Genomic DNA, 14,975 nt, shown 5'->3' on the forward strand with positions numbered 1-14,975 from the left:
CTAGCCGCGTCCCACGGTAGTCAGCCACTGCGGAATGCGCCGCTCCAGGTAGTACCCTGGTTGGCGGAACGAGCCATCGACAAATCCGACATGCCCGCCCCGGGCCTGCAATTCGAATTGCGTGCAGGCTGACAATTCGTCAGCCTGCGGCAGGCTGTGGGGAAAAACGAAGGGGTCATCGGCAGCCTGAATGATCAGGGTGGGCGTGCAGATTTCGCCGAGGAAGTAGCGGCTCGATGCGCGGCGATAGTAGTCCTGGGCATCCGCGAAACCATTGAGGGGCGCGGTCACCCGGCCATCGAAATCCCAGAACGTGCGCATGTTTTCCAGCGAGCCCAGCGCAGCGAGTGCCGCGAGACCCTCCTCGCGCCCATCATGCTGAAACTGGCGTTGCTTGTTCTTGATGTAGGCCAGCATCTCGCGCATGAAATGCGCCTGATAGACCTTGGAGAAGCCCTGGCCGATGCGGTCGGCGCACTGGTCCAGGCGAAACGGCACCGATACCGCCACCGCGCCGAGCACGCCGCTGGCACTGCCGGTCTCGCCCAGATGCTTGAGCAGCACATTGCCGCCCAGGGAATAACCGACGGCATACAGCGGTGCGAGTGGACGCTTTGCCCGCAGGTGCCTGATGGTTTCGGCCAGGTCTTCACTGGCGCCGGAATGATAGCTGCGCGGCAACAGATTGGGTTCGCCGGAGCAACCGCGCCAGTTCAGCGCGACACTGGCCCAGCCCTGGTCGCCCAGCGCTTTCTGTATGCCGGCAACATAAGGTGAATTCGACGAACCGGTCAGTCCGTGCAGCACCAGGACCAGAGGCGCATCGACAGTGTGCGGGCCATGCCAGTCAAGGTCGAGGAAGTCGCCATCTTCAAGCCACAGGCGTTCACGCTCACGTTGCAGGTGGGTGGTTTTGCGCCACAGTGGGCCCCACAAGGTCTGCAAGTGCGGATTGCCGAGGCCGAAGGCTGGGGTGAAGCGTTCTGGCGGATGGGACACGATTCGTCTCGATGCAGTGGTGCACGCCTGCATGGAGGCGCGCCCCTTGTACAGGCCGGTCGATTAACCGGCGATCTCTGCCATACGTTGCCATAACGAATAATAGACCCGTCCGGATTTTTGCTCCCGGTGCAGGCGCCAGTTGCCCGGCAAGCCGAGGGTCGAGGGTGCGCTTTCGCTTTCGGTGTACACCCAGGCATCTTCGGCCAGCCACTGGCGCTCTTCGAGCAGCGTGCAAACGGCAGGCAGCAGGTTCTGGTTGAACGGCGGGTCGAGGAACACCAGGTCGTAGGCAATCGCTGGCTGAGTTTCCAGATAACGCAGGGCATCGGCGGTCTGGACCTGGCCGGTGGTGCAGCGCAGCGTGCCCAGGTGCTCCTTGAGGCTGGACACCGCAAGGCTGCTGGCATCCAGCGCTTGGCCCATGGCTGCGCCACGGGACAAGGCTTCGAGAAACAGCGCGCCGCTGCCGGTGAATGGATCGAGCACCTTGGCGCCCGGGACGTAGGGTGCGAGCCAGTTGAACAGGGTTTCACGCACCCGGTCGGGCGTCGGGCGCAGGCCTGGAGCGTCGGGGAAGCTCAGTTTGCGGCTGCGCCATTCGCCGCCGATGATGCGCAGCTGGTTCACACCGTTATGCACGTTGTGGACAGGTTTTTTCGGGCGAGAAGTGGCCATTAATGCTCCGGAACCCCGAGCGGTTGCTCGGTGGGTTTATCAGTAGGGGCCGGCAACGGCTTTTGCGGCACGGTGGGGCCAGCGCTGACGATGACCAGCTTGTCCGTACTGAGGTGTTTGTTCATTGCTGCCTTGACCTGCTCGACGGTCAGGTTCTGCGACTGCTGCATGAAGTCTTCCAGGTGGCTGAGTGGCAAGCCATAGAAGCCAATCGCGCCCAGCTGGCCGACGATATCGGCGTTGCTGGCGGTGGACAGCGGGAAGCTGCCGGCCAGTTCGCGCTTGGCGTCGTCGAGCTCTTTTTCGGTCGGACCGGTCTTGAGGTAGTCGGCGAGTACATCCTGCACCAGTTTCAGGGTGCCTTCGCTCATTTCGGCGCGGGTCTGCAGGTTGATCATGAACGGGCCACGTGCCTGCATCGGGCTGAAACCTGAGTAAACACCATACGCCAGGCCACGCTTTTCGCGTACTTCGCTCATCAGTCGAGTGCCAAAACCGCCACCACCGAGGATCTGGTTGCCCATGGACAGTGCCGCGTAATCCGGATCGTCGCGGTCGATGCCCAGCTGCGCCAGCATCAGGTTGGTTTGCTTGGACGGGAACTCGATATGGCCGATGCTGGCCTTGGGTTCGGCGGGTTGCTCGATCTTCGGCAGGGCCGGACCTTTGGGCAGGGCGGCCGATACCTGCGCGGCAATGGCTTCGGCTTCGGCGCGGGACAGGTCGCCGACCAGCGCGATCACCACGTTGCCTGCGGCATAGGCTTTCTGGTGGAACGCGCGCAGTTGCGCAAGGGTGACGGCCGGAACGGTATGCGCCGTGCCATCACTGGCGTGCGCGTAGGGGTGATTGCCGTACAAACGGTTCATCAACTCGAGGCTGGCGAGTTTGCCGGGGTTCTGTTTCTGGTATTCGAAACCGGCGAGCATCTGGTTCTTGATGCGGGTAAACGAGTCGGCGGGGAAGGTCGGTTTACCGACCACTTCGGCGAACAGCTTCAAGGCGGGTTCACGTTTGTCCGCGGCGCTGAGACTACGCAGTGAGGCAACCGCCATGTCTTTGTAGGCACCGTTACCGAAATCGGCGCCCAGGCCTTCGAAGCCCTGGGCAATGGCGCTGACATCCTTGCCAGCCACGCCTTCATTGAGCATGGCGTTGGTCAGTAGCGCCAGGCCAGGAGCGTCACCGTCCTGGCTGCTGCCGGCGGCAAAGATCAGGCGCATGTCGAACATCGGTAGCTCACGGGCTTCGACGAACAACACCTTGGCGCCTTCTGCAGTGTTCCAGGTCTGCACATCGAGCTTACGGTGGCTCGGGGCCTTGCCGTTGAGTTCAGTCAACGACTGCAGCTTCTGGCTGGCCTTGGCCTTGTCCAGCGCTTCACTGGCAACGGAGTCATTGGTCCTGGAAAAATAGAACGCGGCCGACCCGATCAGGGCGACTGCGATCAGGCCGAGCAGGGCCAGGCGCGGTTTTTTATGTTCACTCATGAGTCGTCTCCTCCGGCAGAACATGGGCGACGCTGAGACGTTCGCGGGTGAAATACAGCTTGGCGGCGTTCTGGATGTCTTGCGGTGTCACGCTTTCCAGTTCGGCGAGTTCGGTGTCCATCAGTTTCCACGACAGGCCGACGGTTTCCAGCTGGCCGATGGCGGTGGCCTGGCTGGTGATCGAGTCGCGCTCGTACACCAGCCCGGCGATGACCTGCGCCCTTACGCGTTCCAGTTCTTCGGCGGTCGGCGCGGTGGTTTTCAGTTGCTCAAGCAGCTTCCACAAGCCGGCTTCGGCCTGGGCGATGGTCTTGTTCTTCTGGCTGTTGGGCGTTGCCGACAGGGTGAACAGGCTGTCGCCGCGGGTGTAGGCGTCGTAGCTCGACGAGCCACCGGACACCAGTTCTTCGCCACGCTCCAATTGAGTCGGGATGCGTCCGCTGTAGCCGCCGTCGAGCAGGGCCGAGATCAGCCGCAGGGCATTGACCAGGCGCTTGTCGTCAGTGGTGGCGATGCTTGGCACGTTGAAGGCCAGCATCAGGCTGGGCAATTGGGTCTTCACATGCAGGGTGATCTTGCGTTCGCCGGGCTCGGCCAGTTCCAGCGGAATCTTCGCCGACGGCACCTCACGCCGGGCGATCGGACCGAAGTAGCGCTGGGCCAGGGTCTTGACCTCGTCCGGCGTCACGTCGCCGACCACCACCAGCGTGGCGTTGTTGGGCACGTACCAGGATTGGTACCAGTGACGCAGCTCTTCGACTTTCATGCGGTCCAGGTCTGCCATCCAGCCAATGGTCGGCGTGTGATAGCCGCTGGCCGGGTAAGCCATGGCCTTGAAGCGCTCGTAAGCCTTGGACATGGGTTTGTCGTCTGTGCGCAGGCGCCGCTCTTCCTTGATGACTTCGATCTCGCGAGCGAACTCGTCGGGCGGCAGCCGCAGACTGGCCATGCGATCGGCCTCCAGCTCGAAGGCCACGCCCAGGCGGTCGCGGGCCAGGACCTGGTAATAGGCCGTGAAATCGTCGCTGGTGAAGGCGTTTTCTTCTGCGCCGAGGTCGCGCAGGATCAGCGACGCTTCGCCAGGGCCGACTTTTTCGCTGCCCTTGAACATCATGTGTTCCAGGGCATGGGACAGGCCGGTCTGGCCGGGCGTCTCGTAGCTGGAGCCAACCTTGTACCAGACTTGGGAAACCACCACCGGGGCGCGATGGTCTTCGCGCACGACGACCTTCAAGCCATTGTCGAGGGTGAATTCGTGGGTCGGTTGCGGGTCGGCCGCCAGGGCCGAAAGGGGCAGGCAAAGTGTGCTGATCAGCAGGCCTGCAGCGCGGCGGGCTAGGGCATTCATTCGTTTTTAAACCTTTGGGGCTGCCCGCTTGTTCTTAGCTTCAGCGGGCGAGAGGGTGCTAGGATACTGATCCGTTTTACTGGCGGCCACGCCTATCAGGCCTTTACGTTTGATCAGGTTGTTTGGGTTTGCGGCAGTAAGCTGTGGTTTATCAGCTAAACTCTGCTTTTTCGCCGATTTTCCGCCATCAGTCCTTAGTGAAATCGTTTTTGCAGGGTGCCTTTTGCACCTCGACAAAATGTTGCGCATGAACAAGCTGGGTCAATCGCAGTCTGTTCTGCATCGAATATTCATTTGCCGGGGCGCCCGTTGGCGCGTCGCTACCGTGAGATAGCCGTCCTCCATGTTTGGTTCCAACGACGACAAGAAGACCCCAGCTGCGGCTGGTGAAAAGAAAAGCCTGTTCGGATGGCTGCGCAAAAAGCCGCAGGAACCCGTCGTCGAACAGCCACAACCACTTCCTGAGCCAACGCCCGCGCCGGTAATAAACGCCGAGCCTGCGCCGGTTGTTTCGCCGATCGCCGAGCCGGCGCTGCAACCGCTTGTCGAGGCAGCGACTGAAGTCGTCGCCGAATTGCCGCTGACCCCGGTCACCGAGCCCTGGTTGACCTTGCCGGTGGCGGAAGAGCCGGTGGCGCTGGTCGAAAATGACTTGGCACCGCACGTGACACCTCCGATTCCGGCGCAGGCGGTTTCTGCGCCTGAGCCGGTTAAGGTACCCGTGGTCGAGCCGGTCGTGGCGCCCGTCGTTGAGGCTGCGCCGCCACCGGCGGTCAATGCATTCGTCCCACCGGTTGCACCGATTGTCCAAGCGCCAGAACCTGCACCTGCACCTGCACCTGCACCTGCACCTGCACCTGTTATTGCTCCTGTTGTCGCTGCCCCTATCGAAGTTCCAGTCGAGCCGGTACGCACCGAAGAAACCAAAGCCGGTTTCTTCGCCCGCCTCAAGCAAGGCCTGTCCAAGACCAGTGCCAGCATCGGCGAAGGCATGGCCAGCCTGTTCCTGGGCAGGAAAGCCATCGATGACGAACTGCTCGATGACCTCGAAACCCGCCTCCTGACCGCCGACGTGGGTGTCGAGGCTACGTCAGTGATCATCCAGCGCCTGACCCAGAAGGTCGCGCGCAAGGAGCTGGCCGATTCCGACGCGTTGTACAAATCCCTGCAGGCCGAGCTGGCCGCCATGCTCAAGCCTGTCGAACAGCCGCTGAAAATCACCTCGCAGAACAAGCCGTTCGTGATCCTGGTGGTGGGCGTCAACGGCGCCGGTAAAACCACTACCATCGGCAAGTTGGCGAAAAAACTGCAGCTGGAAGGCAAGAAAGTCATGCTGGCCGCCGGCGACACCTTCCGCGCTGCTGCGGTCGAGCAATTGCAGGTCTGGGGCGAGCGCAACAAGATTCCAGTCATCGCCCAGCACACCGGGGCCGATTCGGCTTCGGTGATTTTCGACGCCGTCCAGGCCGCCAAGGCCCGTGGCATCGATGTGCTGATCGCCGACACCGCCGGTCGCCTGCACACCAAAGACAATCTGATGGAAGAGCTGAAAAAGGTTCGCCGGGTGATCGGCAAGCTCGATGCCGACGCGCCGCACGAGGTGTTGCTGGTACTCGATGCCGGCACCGGGCAGAACGCCATCAACCAGGCCAAGCAATTCAACCAGACTGTCGAACTGACTGGCCTGGCGCTGACCAAGCTCGACGGGACCGCCAAGGGTGGGGTGATTTTCGCCCTGGCCAAGCAGTTTGGCCTGCCGATCCGCTATATCGGCGTCGGTGAAGGCATCGACGATTTGCGCACTTTTGAAGCTGAACCCTTTGTCCAGGCACTGTTTGCCGAACGGGAGCGTTCATGATTCGTTTCGAACAGGTCGGTAAACGCTACCCGAACGGTCACGTCGGCTTGCATGAGCTGAGCTTTCGAGTCCGTCGGGGCGAATTTTTGTTTGTAACGGGCCATTCCGGTGCCGGCAAGAGCACCTTGCTGCGGCTGTTGCTGGCCATGGAGCGTCCAACCAGCGGCAAGCTGCTGCTGGCCGGGCAAGACCTGAGCACCATCAGCAACGCACAGATCCCCTTCCTGCGTCGGCAGATCGGCGTGGTGTTCCAGAACCACCAACTGCTGTTCGATCGCACGGTATTCAATAACGTCGCGCTGCCGTTGCAGATCCTCGGTTTGTCCAAGGCCGAAATCGCCAAGCGCGTGGACTCGGCGCTGGAGCGCGTGGCGCTGTCGGACAAGACCGACCTGTATCCCGGCGACTTGTCCACCGGTCAGCAACAACGCGTCGGTATCGCCCGCGCGATCGTCCACCGCCCGGCCCTGCTGCTGGCGGACGAACCGACCGGTAACCTCGACCCGCGTCTGGCGGCGGAAATCATGGGTGTGTTCGAAGACATCAACCGCCTGGGCACCAGCGTGCTGATCGCCAGCCACGACCTGGCCCTGATTGCGCGCATGCGCCATCGCATGCTGACGCTGCAACGCGGCCGATTGATCGGCGATGGGGAGGCCGGCGAATGAGTGCTACTCGCAGTCCGAAGGTTTCCGAGCGCGTGGCCCCCAAGGCCGCCGACCCGCAACCGCAGAAGAAAAAACACGACGACGATGATGGCCCGGATTTCGCCACGCTGTTGCGCGCCTGGATCGAAAGTCATCGCGCCAGCCTGCTCGACAGCTTGCGTCGCCTGGGCAAGCAGCCCATCGGCAGCTTTTTCACTTGCATGGTGATGGCGGTTGCCTTGAGTCTGCCCATGGGCCTGTCACTTTTGCTAAGTAACGTCGAGCGCCTTGGCGGTTCCTGGCAACGCGCGGCGCAGATCTCCCTGTATCTGCAACTCGAGGCCAGCGCGACGGATGGCGAGGCGCTGCGCGAACAGATCAAGGGTATCCCTGGGGTGGCCGATGCCGAATACGTCGGTCGGGACCAGGCGCTGGAAGAGTTCCAGCAGCAGTCGGGCCTGGGCGAAGCGCTCAAGGAACTGCCGGAAAACCCGCTGCCTGGCGTGGTGTTGGTAACGCCGACCGAGGTCGACAAGCCAGCTCTTGAAGCATTAAGACAAAAACTTTCCGAACTGCCGAAGGTACAACAGGCGCAGCTTGATCTAGTCTGGGTCGAGCGTCTGGCAGCCATCCTCAAGCTGGGCGACCGATTTGTCTTCGGTCTGACCGTGCTTCTGGTTTCTGCATTACTTTTGGTGATAGGCAATACCATTCGTCTTCATATTGAAAACCGCCGCACAGAGATAGAAGTGATTAAACTCGTAGGCGGCACTGACAGCTATGTGCGCAGACCATTTCTCTACATGGGGGCGCTGTATGGTTTCGGTGCGGGGATTCTTTCCTGGGGCGTATTGGCGTTCGGCCTGAACTGGCTGAACGATGCGGTGGTCGGCTTGGCCGGGTTGTACGGCAGTGATTTCGCACTGGCCGGCGTACCGGTTGCCGACGGTCTGTCTCTCTTGCTAGGCGCGGTGCTGTTGGGTTATATCGGTGCATGGATTGCAGTCGCACGTCATCTCAGGGAGCTGGCGCCGAAGTAGAATCTTTTTTGCGCGTATTGACCTTGCAGTTTTTAGGGGAACTTGTCTTTCGGTTTCCGGTCAATTTTCGCAGTGCCAATGGCACGAGTATGTAAGTGGGAGGTTTTTTCGTATGACCAATTCTTTGCAGCCTGCATATGCTCTGGTCCCGGGTGCGAACCTGGAGGCCTATGTGCACACCGTCAACAGCATTCCATTGCTGACGCCGGAGCAGGAGCGTGAACTGGCCGAGAGTCTCTATTATGAGCAGGATCTTGAGGCGGCTCGGCAGATGGTGCTCGCCCACCTGCGTTTTGTCGTACATATCGCCCGTAGCTATTCCGGCTACGGCCTGGCCCAGGCTGACCTGATCCAGGAAGGTAACGTCGGCCTGATGAAGGCCGTGAAGCGCTTCAACCCGGAAATGGGCGTGCGCCTGGTATCCTTTGCCGTGCACTGGATCAAGGCGGAGATCCACGAATTCATCCTGCGTAACTGGCGGATCGTGAAAGTCGCGACCACCAAGGCCCAGCGCAAGCTGTTCTTCAACCTGCGCAGCCAGAAAAAACGCCTGGCGTGGCTGAACAACGAGGAAGTCCACCGTGTGGCGGAAAGCCTCGGGGTCGAGCCGCGGGAAGTGCGCGAGATGGAAAGTCGCCTGACCGGTCACGACATGGCCTTCGACCCGGCGGCCGAAGCCGACGACGACAGCGCCTTCCAGTCACCGGCCAACTATCTGGAAGACCACCGGTACGACCCGGCTCGTCAGCTGGAAGATGCCGACTGGAGCGACAATTCCAACCACAACCTGCACGAAGCGCTGGAAGTGCTGGACGACCGCAGCCGCGACATCCTTTACCAGCGCTGGCTGGCAGAAGAAAAGTCCACGCTGCACGACCTGGCACAGAAGTACAACGTGTCGGCCGAGCGTATTCGCCAGCTCGAGAAGAGCGCGATGAACAAGCTCAAACTGTCCATCGCCGCGTAACCCGCGCGAAAGGCAATAAAAAACGCCCCGGTCATCGATCGGGGCGTTTTTGTTGGTGCCTATTTTTCAATATCAGCTTGGCCCCTGTGGGAGCGAGCCTGCTCGCGAAAGCGTCAAGTCAGCCAGCACAAATGTGATCAATCGCTTTCGCGAGCAGGCTCGCTCCCACAGGGGGGCATCAGTGTCTGGAAAATTGTGATCGTCTATTGTTCCCAAGGCGCCCGGCGCGAATCATTGAGCCCCACCAGGTAGCTGTCCCCACCCAACTGACTCATCTGCCGCCGAATCCAGCCCGCACGCCGTGCCACGTAAGCGGTGGGATGGCTGGCACTCCATACTCGCGGATTCGGCAATACGGCCGCCAGCAAGCTCGATTGCTGGCGACTGAGACCTTTTGCGCTCACGCCAAAATGATGCCTGGCCGCCGCCTCTGCCCCAAACACTCCGTCATCCCACTCGACGCTGTTGAGATACACCTCAAGAATCCGCTGCTTGGGCCAGAGCACTTCGATCAACCCGGTAAACCAGGCCTCCAGGCCTTTGCGCAACCAGCTGCGGCCGGACCACAGGAACAGGTTTTTCGACACCTGCTGGCTCAGGGTGCTGGCACCCCGGATGGTGCCACCGAGCTCGTTGTGGGCCAGTGCTTTCTGGATCGCGCCGAAGTCAAAGCCCCAATGCTCGGGAAATTTCTGGTCTTCGCCGGCAATCACCGCGACTTTAAGGTCGTCGGAGATTTCATCCCAGGGTTTCCAGGTACGTTGCAGGTCGATGGGCTCGCCATCGAACCAGGATTCGATCTTGCGTTCGACCATCAGCATTGTTCCGGGCGGCGGCACCACGCGAAAAATCAGCACCAACACTACACTGGCACCCATGAACCAGAGCACGGCCTTGGCGAAACGACGGAAATAGATACGCAGCATAGAGATGGCTTGGCCGAACCCGTTGAGCGGGCCATTATACAGACCCTGTGGATCGAGACTGACTGGAGTTCTTCATGCTGCGTGGCTTTTTGATGCTGGCCGCTTTTTTCGGCTTCACCGGTGTCGGTCTCGGGGCGTTCGCCGCCCATGGCCTGAAAAACCGCCTGAGCGCCGAGTATCTGGCAATTTTCCATACCGGCGTCACCTATCAACTGGTGCACACCCTGGCATTGCTGGGTGTGGCGTTGCTGGCTGTGCAGATCCCGGGGCGTCTCGTTACCTGGGCCGGCGCATCCTTTGCCATCGGCATTGTGCTGTTCTCCGGTAGCCTGTACGTGCTGACGCTGACGGGAGTCAGCAAGCTGGGCATCATCACACCGTTCGGTGGCCTGGCGTTCCTTATCGGCTGGCTTTGCCTGGGCCTAGCCGCCTGGCGCTTGCCGTTGACCGCTTGACGCTTGTTGCTGACCTTTAGGTCATGATCGGGCTAGAATGCCAGCCCCAAAAAATGATGGCGGCATTCGACATGCGCATTCAGTTGAACGGTGAATCCTTTGAACTGCCCGACGGTGAAACCGTTGCGGCCCTGCTGACCCGTCTGGACCTGACCGGACGCCGGGTGGCGGTCGAACTCAATCTGGATATCGTCCCGCGCAGCCAGCATGCCGATACCACGCTCAACGACGGTGACAATGTCGAAGTCGTGCACGCCATCGGCGGCGGCTAGCCGCCCGGCCTGCAAGGGCACAGAATTCTGCAAGACCCTCACCCTTAAAGAGGATTCCCCATGAGCATCGTTCGCAGCGACAAGCCTTTTGTTCTGGCCGGTCGTACTTACCAGTCGCGTTTGCTGGTGGGTACCGGCAAGTACCGTGACATGGAAGAAACCCGTCAGGCCATCGAGGCCTCGGGTGCCGAGATCGTCACCTTCGCCGTGCGCCGCACCAACCTGGGCCAGATTGAAGGCGAGCCGAACCTGCTCGAAGTGCTGTCGCCGGATCGCTACACCTTCCTGCCAAACACCGCCGGTTGCTACGACGCCATCGAAGCCGTGCGCACCTGCCGTCTGGCCCGTGAGCTGCTCGACGGCCACAATCTGGTCAAGCTGGAAGTGCTGGCCGACCAGAAAACCCTGTTCCCCAACGTGATCGAAACCCTCAAGGCCGCCGAAACGCTGGTCAAGGAAGGCTTCGACGTGATGGTCTACACCAGCGACGACCCGATCATCGCCCGTCAACTGGCGGAAATCGGCTGCATCGCGGTGATGCCGCTGGCCGGCCTGATCGGTTCGGGACTGGGGATCTGCAACCCGTACAACCTGCAGATCATCCTTGAAGAAGCAAAAATTCCAGTGCTGGTGGATGCCGGTGTCGGTACCGCTTCCGACGCCACTATCGCCATGGAGCTGGGCTGCGATGCGGTGCTGATGAACTCGGCCATCGCTCACGCCCAGCAGCCGATCATGATGGCCGAAGCCATGAAACACGCGATCGTCGCAGGCCGCCTGGCCTACCTCGCCGGCCGCATGCCGAAAAAACTCTATGCCAGCGCCTCTTCGCCGCTGGATGGTCTGATCAAGTAAGAGCCTTTGATGACTGAATCGAACGACACGCCAATCCAGACGGAAGAAGGCGACGAGCGCCAACACCGCCGCATCAAGAGTTTCGTGATGCGCGCCGGGCGCATGACCGAAGGCCAGCAACGTGGCCTGGAGCAGGGCGCGCCGCTGTTCGTACTGCCCCTGGCCGACGCGCCGGTGGACTTCGACCAGGTGTTCGGTCGCTCGGCACCGCGCTCGCTGGAGATCGGCTTCGGCATGGGGCATTCGCTGCTGGAAATGGCCGCGGCTTCGCCGGAGCAGGATTTCATCGGCGTCGAGGTTCACCGTCCAGGTGTTGGCGCGCTGCTCAATGGCGTGTTGACCCAGGGTTTGACCAACCTGCGGGTCTACGATTGCGATGCCATCGAAGTGCTCAACCGCTGCGTGGCCGATAACAGCCTTGATCGCCTGATGCTGTTTTTCCCGGACCCATGGCACAAGAGCCGTCACCACAAGCGTCGTATCGTTCAGGCGTCCTTCGCGGAGCTGGTGCGTAGCAAGTTGAAGGTCGGCGGTATCCTGCACATGGCCACCGACTGGGAGCCCTATGCCGAATACATGCTGGAAGTGATGAACGTCGCACCGGGTTACCGCAACCTCGCCGAAGACGGCAAGTGCGTGCCACGCCCGGCCGAGCGCCCGATCACCAAGTTCGAACGCCGTGGCGAACGTCTTGGGCATGGCGTGTGGGATCTGAAGTTCGAAAAGCAGTCTTAAGCTTCACACCGTACGAACTGTGGGAGCGAGCCTGCTCGCGAAGAGGGAGTGTCAGTCAACAGAAATGCTGCCTGATACACCGCCTTCGCGAGCAGGCTCGCTCCCACCATTGTTTTCGGTTATGGCTGAAATCAGCGGCGGTCGGCGACTACGCCGATAAGCACCAGCACCACCAACAATACCGGCGCCAGGCTGTAATTGTTGAACTGGCTCAAGCCCTTGACGATCCACGGCGTGGCGTAGATCAGCGCCGCACCGCTACCGATCATGCACAGCAGCGACATCAGCGGTACGCGCAAGGCGCCGGCGATGCTGCCCAGGCGTTGCTCGACCCAGCCTTTGAAATCCGCACCGAACAGCACCAGCAGGCAACCGACCAGGGCGAGAGCGATTTCCGAGAGGTTGCTGCGGCTCCAGCGAGACGCGGTGGCGAGCAGGTCGAGTACCAAATCCATTCGATTTCCTTATGTCAGAAATTTCTGCAGCAAGTCGTTGAGGAAGAGTTGTCCGCGTTCGGTAGCCGCCAGACGTGACGGTTCGACCTGTAAAAGCCCGCTTTGTTCGGCTTCGCGGCGGCTTTGGGCAAGGCTTTCAAGGGGCATGCCGGTGCGTTCCGGGTACAGTCGCGATTCGACGCCCTCGGTCAGGCGCAGGGCGTTCATCAGGAATTCGAACGGCATCTCTTCATCGGTCAGCGCTTTCTCGCCAGCCTTGAACTGTTTGGCCGGGTTCAGGTAATCCTTCGGCAGCCGGGTTTTCCAGGTGCGTACGATGCGCCCGTCCGGATGGCTGAGCTTGCCGTGGGCACCGGCACCGATGCCGATGAAGTCGCCAAAGCTCCAGTAATTGAGGTTATGCCGCGCCGGGCGACCTGGCTGGGCATAAGCCGAGACTTCATACTGCGCGTAACCGTGTTCAGCCAACAGCGCCTGCCCGGCTTCCTGGATATCCCATAGGGTGTCGTCTTCCGGCAGCGTCGGGGGCTGGTTCCAGAATACGGTGTTCGGCTCCAGCGTCAGCTGATACCAGGAGAGGTGGGTCGGCTTCAGGGCGATGGCTTGGCGCAAGTCGCTCAGGGCGTCTTCCAGTGATTGATCGGGCAAGCCATGCATCAAGTCCAGGTTGAAGTTATCGAACCCCGCTTGACGAGCCATGCCGGCGGCGCGTACGGCCTCATCACCGTTGTGGATGCGACCCAAGGCATTGAGTTTTTCTTGCTGGAAACTCTGGATGCCAATCGACAGGCGATTGATGCCCAGCGCTCGGTAGGCGATGAACTTCTCTTGTTCGAAGGTCCCCGGATTGGCTTCCAGCGTGATCTCGATGTCGCTGGCAAAGGCAATGCGTTGCTCCACGCCTTTGAGCAGGCGACCTAAGGCCTGGGCACTGAACAGGCTGGGCGTGCCGCCACCGAAAAAGATCGAGCTCAGCTCGCGGCCGTAGACAGCGTGCAGGTCCTGATCGAGGTCAGCCAGTAATGCGTCGACATACTCTTCTTCCGGGAGCACGGGGCTGGCGGTGTGGGAGTTGAAGTCGCAATAAGGGCATTTACGTACGCACCACGGGATGTGGATGTACAGCGCCAGAGGCGGCAGCACAGGCAGGGCGGCCCGAGGCGATTGCGCGGCGCCGCCGAAGATCAGCGACGACGCGGAGGATTCGCGGGTCATTTCAAGCCCAGTCGCTGGCGCAGCAGATCCATTGCACGGGCGCGGTGACTGATCTGGTTCTTGTCGCCCGGACTGAGTTCGGCGCTGGAGCAATCACGTTCCGGCACCCAGAACAGCGGGTCGTAGCCAAAACCGTGTTCGCCGCTGGCCTGGGTCAGGATGCGCCCGTGCCACAGGCCTTCGCAGAGAATCGGCAGCGGATCGTCGGCATGCCGCACCAGCGCCAGCACGCAGACGAATTGCGCGCCACGCTCGGTTTCAGGCACGTCCTTCAACGCCTCGAGCAACTTGGCATTGTTCGCCGCATCGCCTTTGCCATCGGCATAACGCGCCGAGTAGATGCCCGGCGCACCGCCAAGAAAATCCACCGCCAGGCCGGAATCGTCCGCCAGGGCCGGCAGGCCGGAAATGCGCGCGGCATTGCGGGCCTTGAGGATGGCGTTCTCGACGAACGACAGACCGGTTTCTTCAGGCTCCACGCTGCTGAACTCGCCGATCGAGCGCAGTTGCACCGATTCGCCGAGCATGGCCTGGAGTTCCTTGAGTTTGCCGGCGTTATGGCTGGCCAATACGAGTTGCGTGAAGTTGATCATTCGCCGGGGAAGAGCTCTTGGTTGAAATTGATGGTGTTGATTTTGTCACCGGTCTGCACCTTGATCTCGAAGGTGCGGGTTTCCTGCTGCGGGACCGGGTATTGGGCGATGTAGTAGATCGCGCCTTGCTCGGTAATCTGCCTGAAATCCAGTGGCACACTTTGGCTGGTCAGGTCCTTGACCGTACCGCTGACCTGGGCCATCTGCGGCTTGCCGTCCTTGAGTACGGAAATGTTGATCACGCCCTGGTTCTTGCTGCGGGTGAGCTGCGCAGCCTTGGCGATGTCCGGCGTCAGGAACGTTGAGTTGAAGGTGTTGTAGTGCACCGTCACGTCGCCGAATTTTTCCTGGCGTTCACCTTTGATCGCGTCGGCAGCCATGGCCGTGACGCTGAGGCAGGCAGTAAGTAGAAGCAGCGCTAGACGACCCATGATCGTTCTCC

At 61.0% G+C, this 14,975-nt stretch carries 17 protein-coding genes; 8 read left to right on the forward strand and 9 right to left on the reverse strand.

The window, feature by feature from the left end; genetic code table 11:
- From CGA21_RS02190 to CGA21_RS02205, 4 genes are all read right to left on the reverse strand, one after another.
- A complete protein-coding gene (locus CGA21_RS02190) occupies positions 1-999 on the reverse strand; it encodes a hydrolase (protein WP_110750251.1) in 999 nt (332 codons plus the stop codon).
- Positions 1,000-1,062: 63 nt separating this feature from the next.
- Positions 1,063-1,677 (reverse strand): 16S rRNA (guanine(966)-N(2))-methyltransferase RsmD, encoded by a 615-nt coding sequence (gene rsmD, locus CGA21_RS02195; RefSeq protein WP_110750253.1) that lies wholly within the window; start codon positions 1,675-1,677, stop codon positions 1,063-1,065.
- Positions 1,677-3,167, reverse strand: coding sequence for a M16 family metallopeptidase (locus CGA21_RS02200; RefSeq protein WP_110750255.1), 1,491 nt, complete (start codon positions 3,165-3,167; stop codon positions 1,677-1,679). Before CGA21_RS02200 ends, rsmD begins: the two co-directional genes overlap by 1 nt.
- The gene (locus CGA21_RS02205; RefSeq protein WP_188263433.1) at positions 3,160-4,515 is read right to left on the reverse strand and encodes a M16 family metallopeptidase; all 1,356 of its coding nucleotides are present in this window, start codon (positions 4,513-4,515) and stop codon (positions 3,160-3,162) included. Before CGA21_RS02205 ends, CGA21_RS02200 begins: the two co-directional genes overlap by 8 nt.
- Before the next feature lie 343 nt (positions 4,516-4,858).
- Between CGA21_RS02205 and ftsY the strand changes: the two genes are divergently transcribed.
- The 4 genes from ftsY to rpoH all read left to right on the forward strand — a co-directional run bounded on the left by ftsY (position 4,859) and on the right by rpoH (position 9,027).
- Positions 4,859-6,373: a signal recognition particle-docking protein FtsY gene (ftsY, locus tag CGA21_RS02210; protein WP_188263434.1), complete on the forward strand. Its 1,515-nt coding sequence runs from the start codon at positions 4,859-4,861 to the stop codon at positions 6,371-6,373.
- Positions 6,370-7,041 carry a cell division ATP-binding protein FtsE gene (ftsE, locus tag CGA21_RS02215; protein ID WP_008065082.1) on the forward strand — a complete coding sequence of 224 codons (672 nt, stop codon included), beginning with the start codon at positions 6,370-6,372 and terminating at the stop codon, positions 7,039-7,041. Before ftsY ends, ftsE begins: the two co-directional genes overlap by 4 nt.
- Positions 7,038-8,060: a permease-like cell division protein FtsX gene (gene ftsX / locus CGA21_RS02220; protein ID WP_020797361.1), complete on the forward strand. Its 1,023-nt coding sequence runs from the start codon at positions 7,038-7,040 to the stop codon at positions 8,058-8,060. Before ftsE ends, ftsX begins: the two co-directional genes overlap by 4 nt.
- 112 nt (positions 8,061-8,172) lie before the next feature.
- A complete protein-coding gene (gene rpoH / locus CGA21_RS02225) occupies positions 8,173-9,027 on the forward strand; it encodes an RNA polymerase sigma factor RpoH (protein WP_008065085.1) in 855 nt (284 codons plus the stop codon).
- A 203-nt stretch (positions 9,028-9,230) separates the two neighbouring features.
- On the opposite strand, the gene mtgA is transcribed toward rpoH, so the two are convergent.
- Positions 9,231-9,953, reverse strand: coding sequence for a monofunctional biosynthetic peptidoglycan transglycosylase (gene mtgA, locus CGA21_RS02230; RefSeq protein WP_110750262.1), 723 nt, complete (start codon positions 9,951-9,953; stop codon positions 9,231-9,233).
- Between the two features lie 74 nt (positions 9,954-10,027).
- Here mtgA and CGA21_RS02235 point away from each other — a divergent pair, with 74 nt between their 5' ends.
- From CGA21_RS02235 to trmB, 4 genes are all read left to right on the forward strand, one after another.
- Positions 10,028-10,408, forward strand: coding sequence for a DUF423 domain-containing protein (locus CGA21_RS02235; protein WP_110750264.1), 381 nt, complete (start codon positions 10,028-10,030; stop codon positions 10,406-10,408).
- A 71-nt stretch (positions 10,409-10,479) separates the two neighbouring features.
- Positions 10,480-10,680: a sulfur carrier protein ThiS gene (gene thiS / locus CGA21_RS02240; RefSeq protein ID WP_007953386.1), complete on the forward strand. Its 201-nt coding sequence runs from the start codon at positions 10,480-10,482 to the stop codon at positions 10,678-10,680.
- A gap of 60 nt (positions 10,681-10,740) precedes the next feature.
- A complete protein-coding gene (locus CGA21_RS02245; RefSeq protein ID WP_020797366.1) occupies positions 10,741-11,535 on the forward strand; it encodes a thiazole synthase in 795 nt (264 codons plus the stop codon).
- A gap of 9 nt (positions 11,536-11,544) precedes the next feature.
- A complete protein-coding gene (gene trmB / locus CGA21_RS02250; protein ID WP_020797367.1) occupies positions 11,545-12,270 on the forward strand; it encodes a tRNA (guanosine(46)-N7)-methyltransferase TrmB in 726 nt (241 codons plus the stop codon).
- A gap of 131 nt (positions 12,271-12,401) precedes the next feature.
- Here the strand turns inward: trmB and CGA21_RS02255 are convergent, their stop codons facing one another.
- From CGA21_RS02255 to CGA21_RS02270, 4 genes are read right to left on the reverse strand one after another with little or no spacing between them, the layout of a single operon-like run.
- Positions 12,402-12,725, reverse strand: coding sequence for a DUF3392 domain-containing protein (locus CGA21_RS02255; protein ID WP_008063519.1), 324 nt, complete (start codon positions 12,723-12,725; stop codon positions 12,402-12,404).
- A gap of 9 nt (positions 12,726-12,734) precedes the next feature.
- The gene (gene hemW, locus CGA21_RS02260) at positions 12,735-13,940 is read right to left on the reverse strand and encodes a radical SAM family heme chaperone HemW (protein WP_110750268.1); all 1,206 of its coding nucleotides are present in this window, start codon (positions 13,938-13,940) and stop codon (positions 12,735-12,737) included.
- Positions 13,937-14,533, reverse strand: a complete 597-nt coding sequence (gene rdgB / locus CGA21_RS02265; RefSeq protein WP_188263435.1) for an RdgB/HAM1 family non-canonical purine NTP pyrophosphatase — start codon at positions 14,531-14,533, stop codon at positions 13,937-13,939. The genes hemW and rdgB overlap by 4 nt, the downstream gene beginning before the upstream one ends.
- On the reverse strand, positions 14,530-14,964 hold the full coding sequence (locus CGA21_RS02270; RefSeq protein WP_110750270.1) for a DUF4426 domain-containing protein: 435 nt from the start codon (positions 14,962-14,964) through the stop codon (positions 14,530-14,532). Before CGA21_RS02270 ends, rdgB begins: the two co-directional genes overlap by 4 nt.
- Positions 14,965-14,975 lie beyond the last annotated feature (11 nt).

The sequence above is a fragment of the Pseudomonas sp. PSB11 genome (assembly GCF_014596605.1).
Taxonomy (GTDB): domain Bacteria; phylum Pseudomonadota; class Gammaproteobacteria; order Pseudomonadales; family Pseudomonadaceae; genus Aquipseudomonas; species Aquipseudomonas umsongensis.

Bases quoted from the DNA above. Each gene is read 5' to 3' on its own strand.
- ftsE (WP_008065082.1), top strand. From the start codon at position 6,370: ATGATTCGTTTCGAACAGGTCGGTAAACGCTACCCGAACGGTCACGTC.
- CGA21_RS02270 (WP_110750270.1), bottom strand. From the start codon at position 14,964: ATGGGTCGTCTAGCGCTGCTTCTACTTACTGCCTGCCTCAGCGTCACG.
- CGA21_RS02235 (WP_110750264.1), top strand. From the start codon at position 10,028: ATGCTGCGTGGCTTTTTGATGCTGGCCGCTTTTTTCGGCTTCACCGGT.
- CGA21_RS02200 (WP_110750255.1), bottom strand. From the start codon at position 3,167: ATGAGTGAACATAAAAAACCGCGCCTGGCCCTGCTCGGCCTGATCGCA.
- hemW (WP_110750268.1), bottom strand. From the start codon at position 13,940: ATGACCCGCGAATCCTCCGCGTCGTCGCTGATCTTCGGCGGCGCCGCG.
- mtgA (WP_110750262.1), bottom strand. From the start codon at position 9,953: ATGCTGCGTATCTATTTCCGTCGTTTCGCCAAGGCCGTGCTCTGGTTC.
- thiS (WP_007953386.1), top strand. From the start codon at position 10,480: ATGCGCATTCAGTTGAACGGTGAATCCTTTGAACTGCCCGACGGTGAA.
- CGA21_RS02255 (WP_008063519.1), bottom strand. From the start codon at position 12,725: ATGGATTTGGTACTCGACCTGCTCGCCACCGCGTCTCGCTGGAGCCGC.
- ftsY (WP_188263434.1), top strand. From the start codon at position 4,859: ATGTTTGGTTCCAACGACGACAAGAAGACCCCAGCTGCGGCTGGTGAA.
- rsmD (WP_110750253.1), bottom strand. From the start codon at position 1,677: ATGGCCACTTCTCGCCCGAAAAAACCTGTCCACAACGTGCATAACGGT.
- CGA21_RS02205 (WP_188263433.1), bottom strand. From the start codon at position 4,515: ATGAATGCCCTAGCCCGCCGCGCTGCAGGCCTGCTGATCAGCACACTT.
- ftsX (WP_020797361.1), top strand. From the start codon at position 7,038: ATGAGTGCTACTCGCAGTCCGAAGGTTTCCGAGCGCGTGGCCCCCAAG.
- CGA21_RS02245 (WP_020797366.1), top strand. From the start codon at position 10,741: ATGAGCATCGTTCGCAGCGACAAGCCTTTTGTTCTGGCCGGTCGTACT.
- rdgB (WP_188263435.1), bottom strand. From the start codon at position 14,533: ATGATCAACTTCACGCAACTCGTATTGGCCAGCCATAACGCCGGCAAA.
- rpoH (WP_008065085.1), top strand. From the start codon at position 8,173: ATGACCAATTCTTTGCAGCCTGCATATGCTCTGGTCCCGGGTGCGAAC.
- trmB (WP_020797367.1), top strand. From the start codon at position 11,545: ATGACTGAATCGAACGACACGCCAATCCAGACGGAAGAAGGCGACGAG.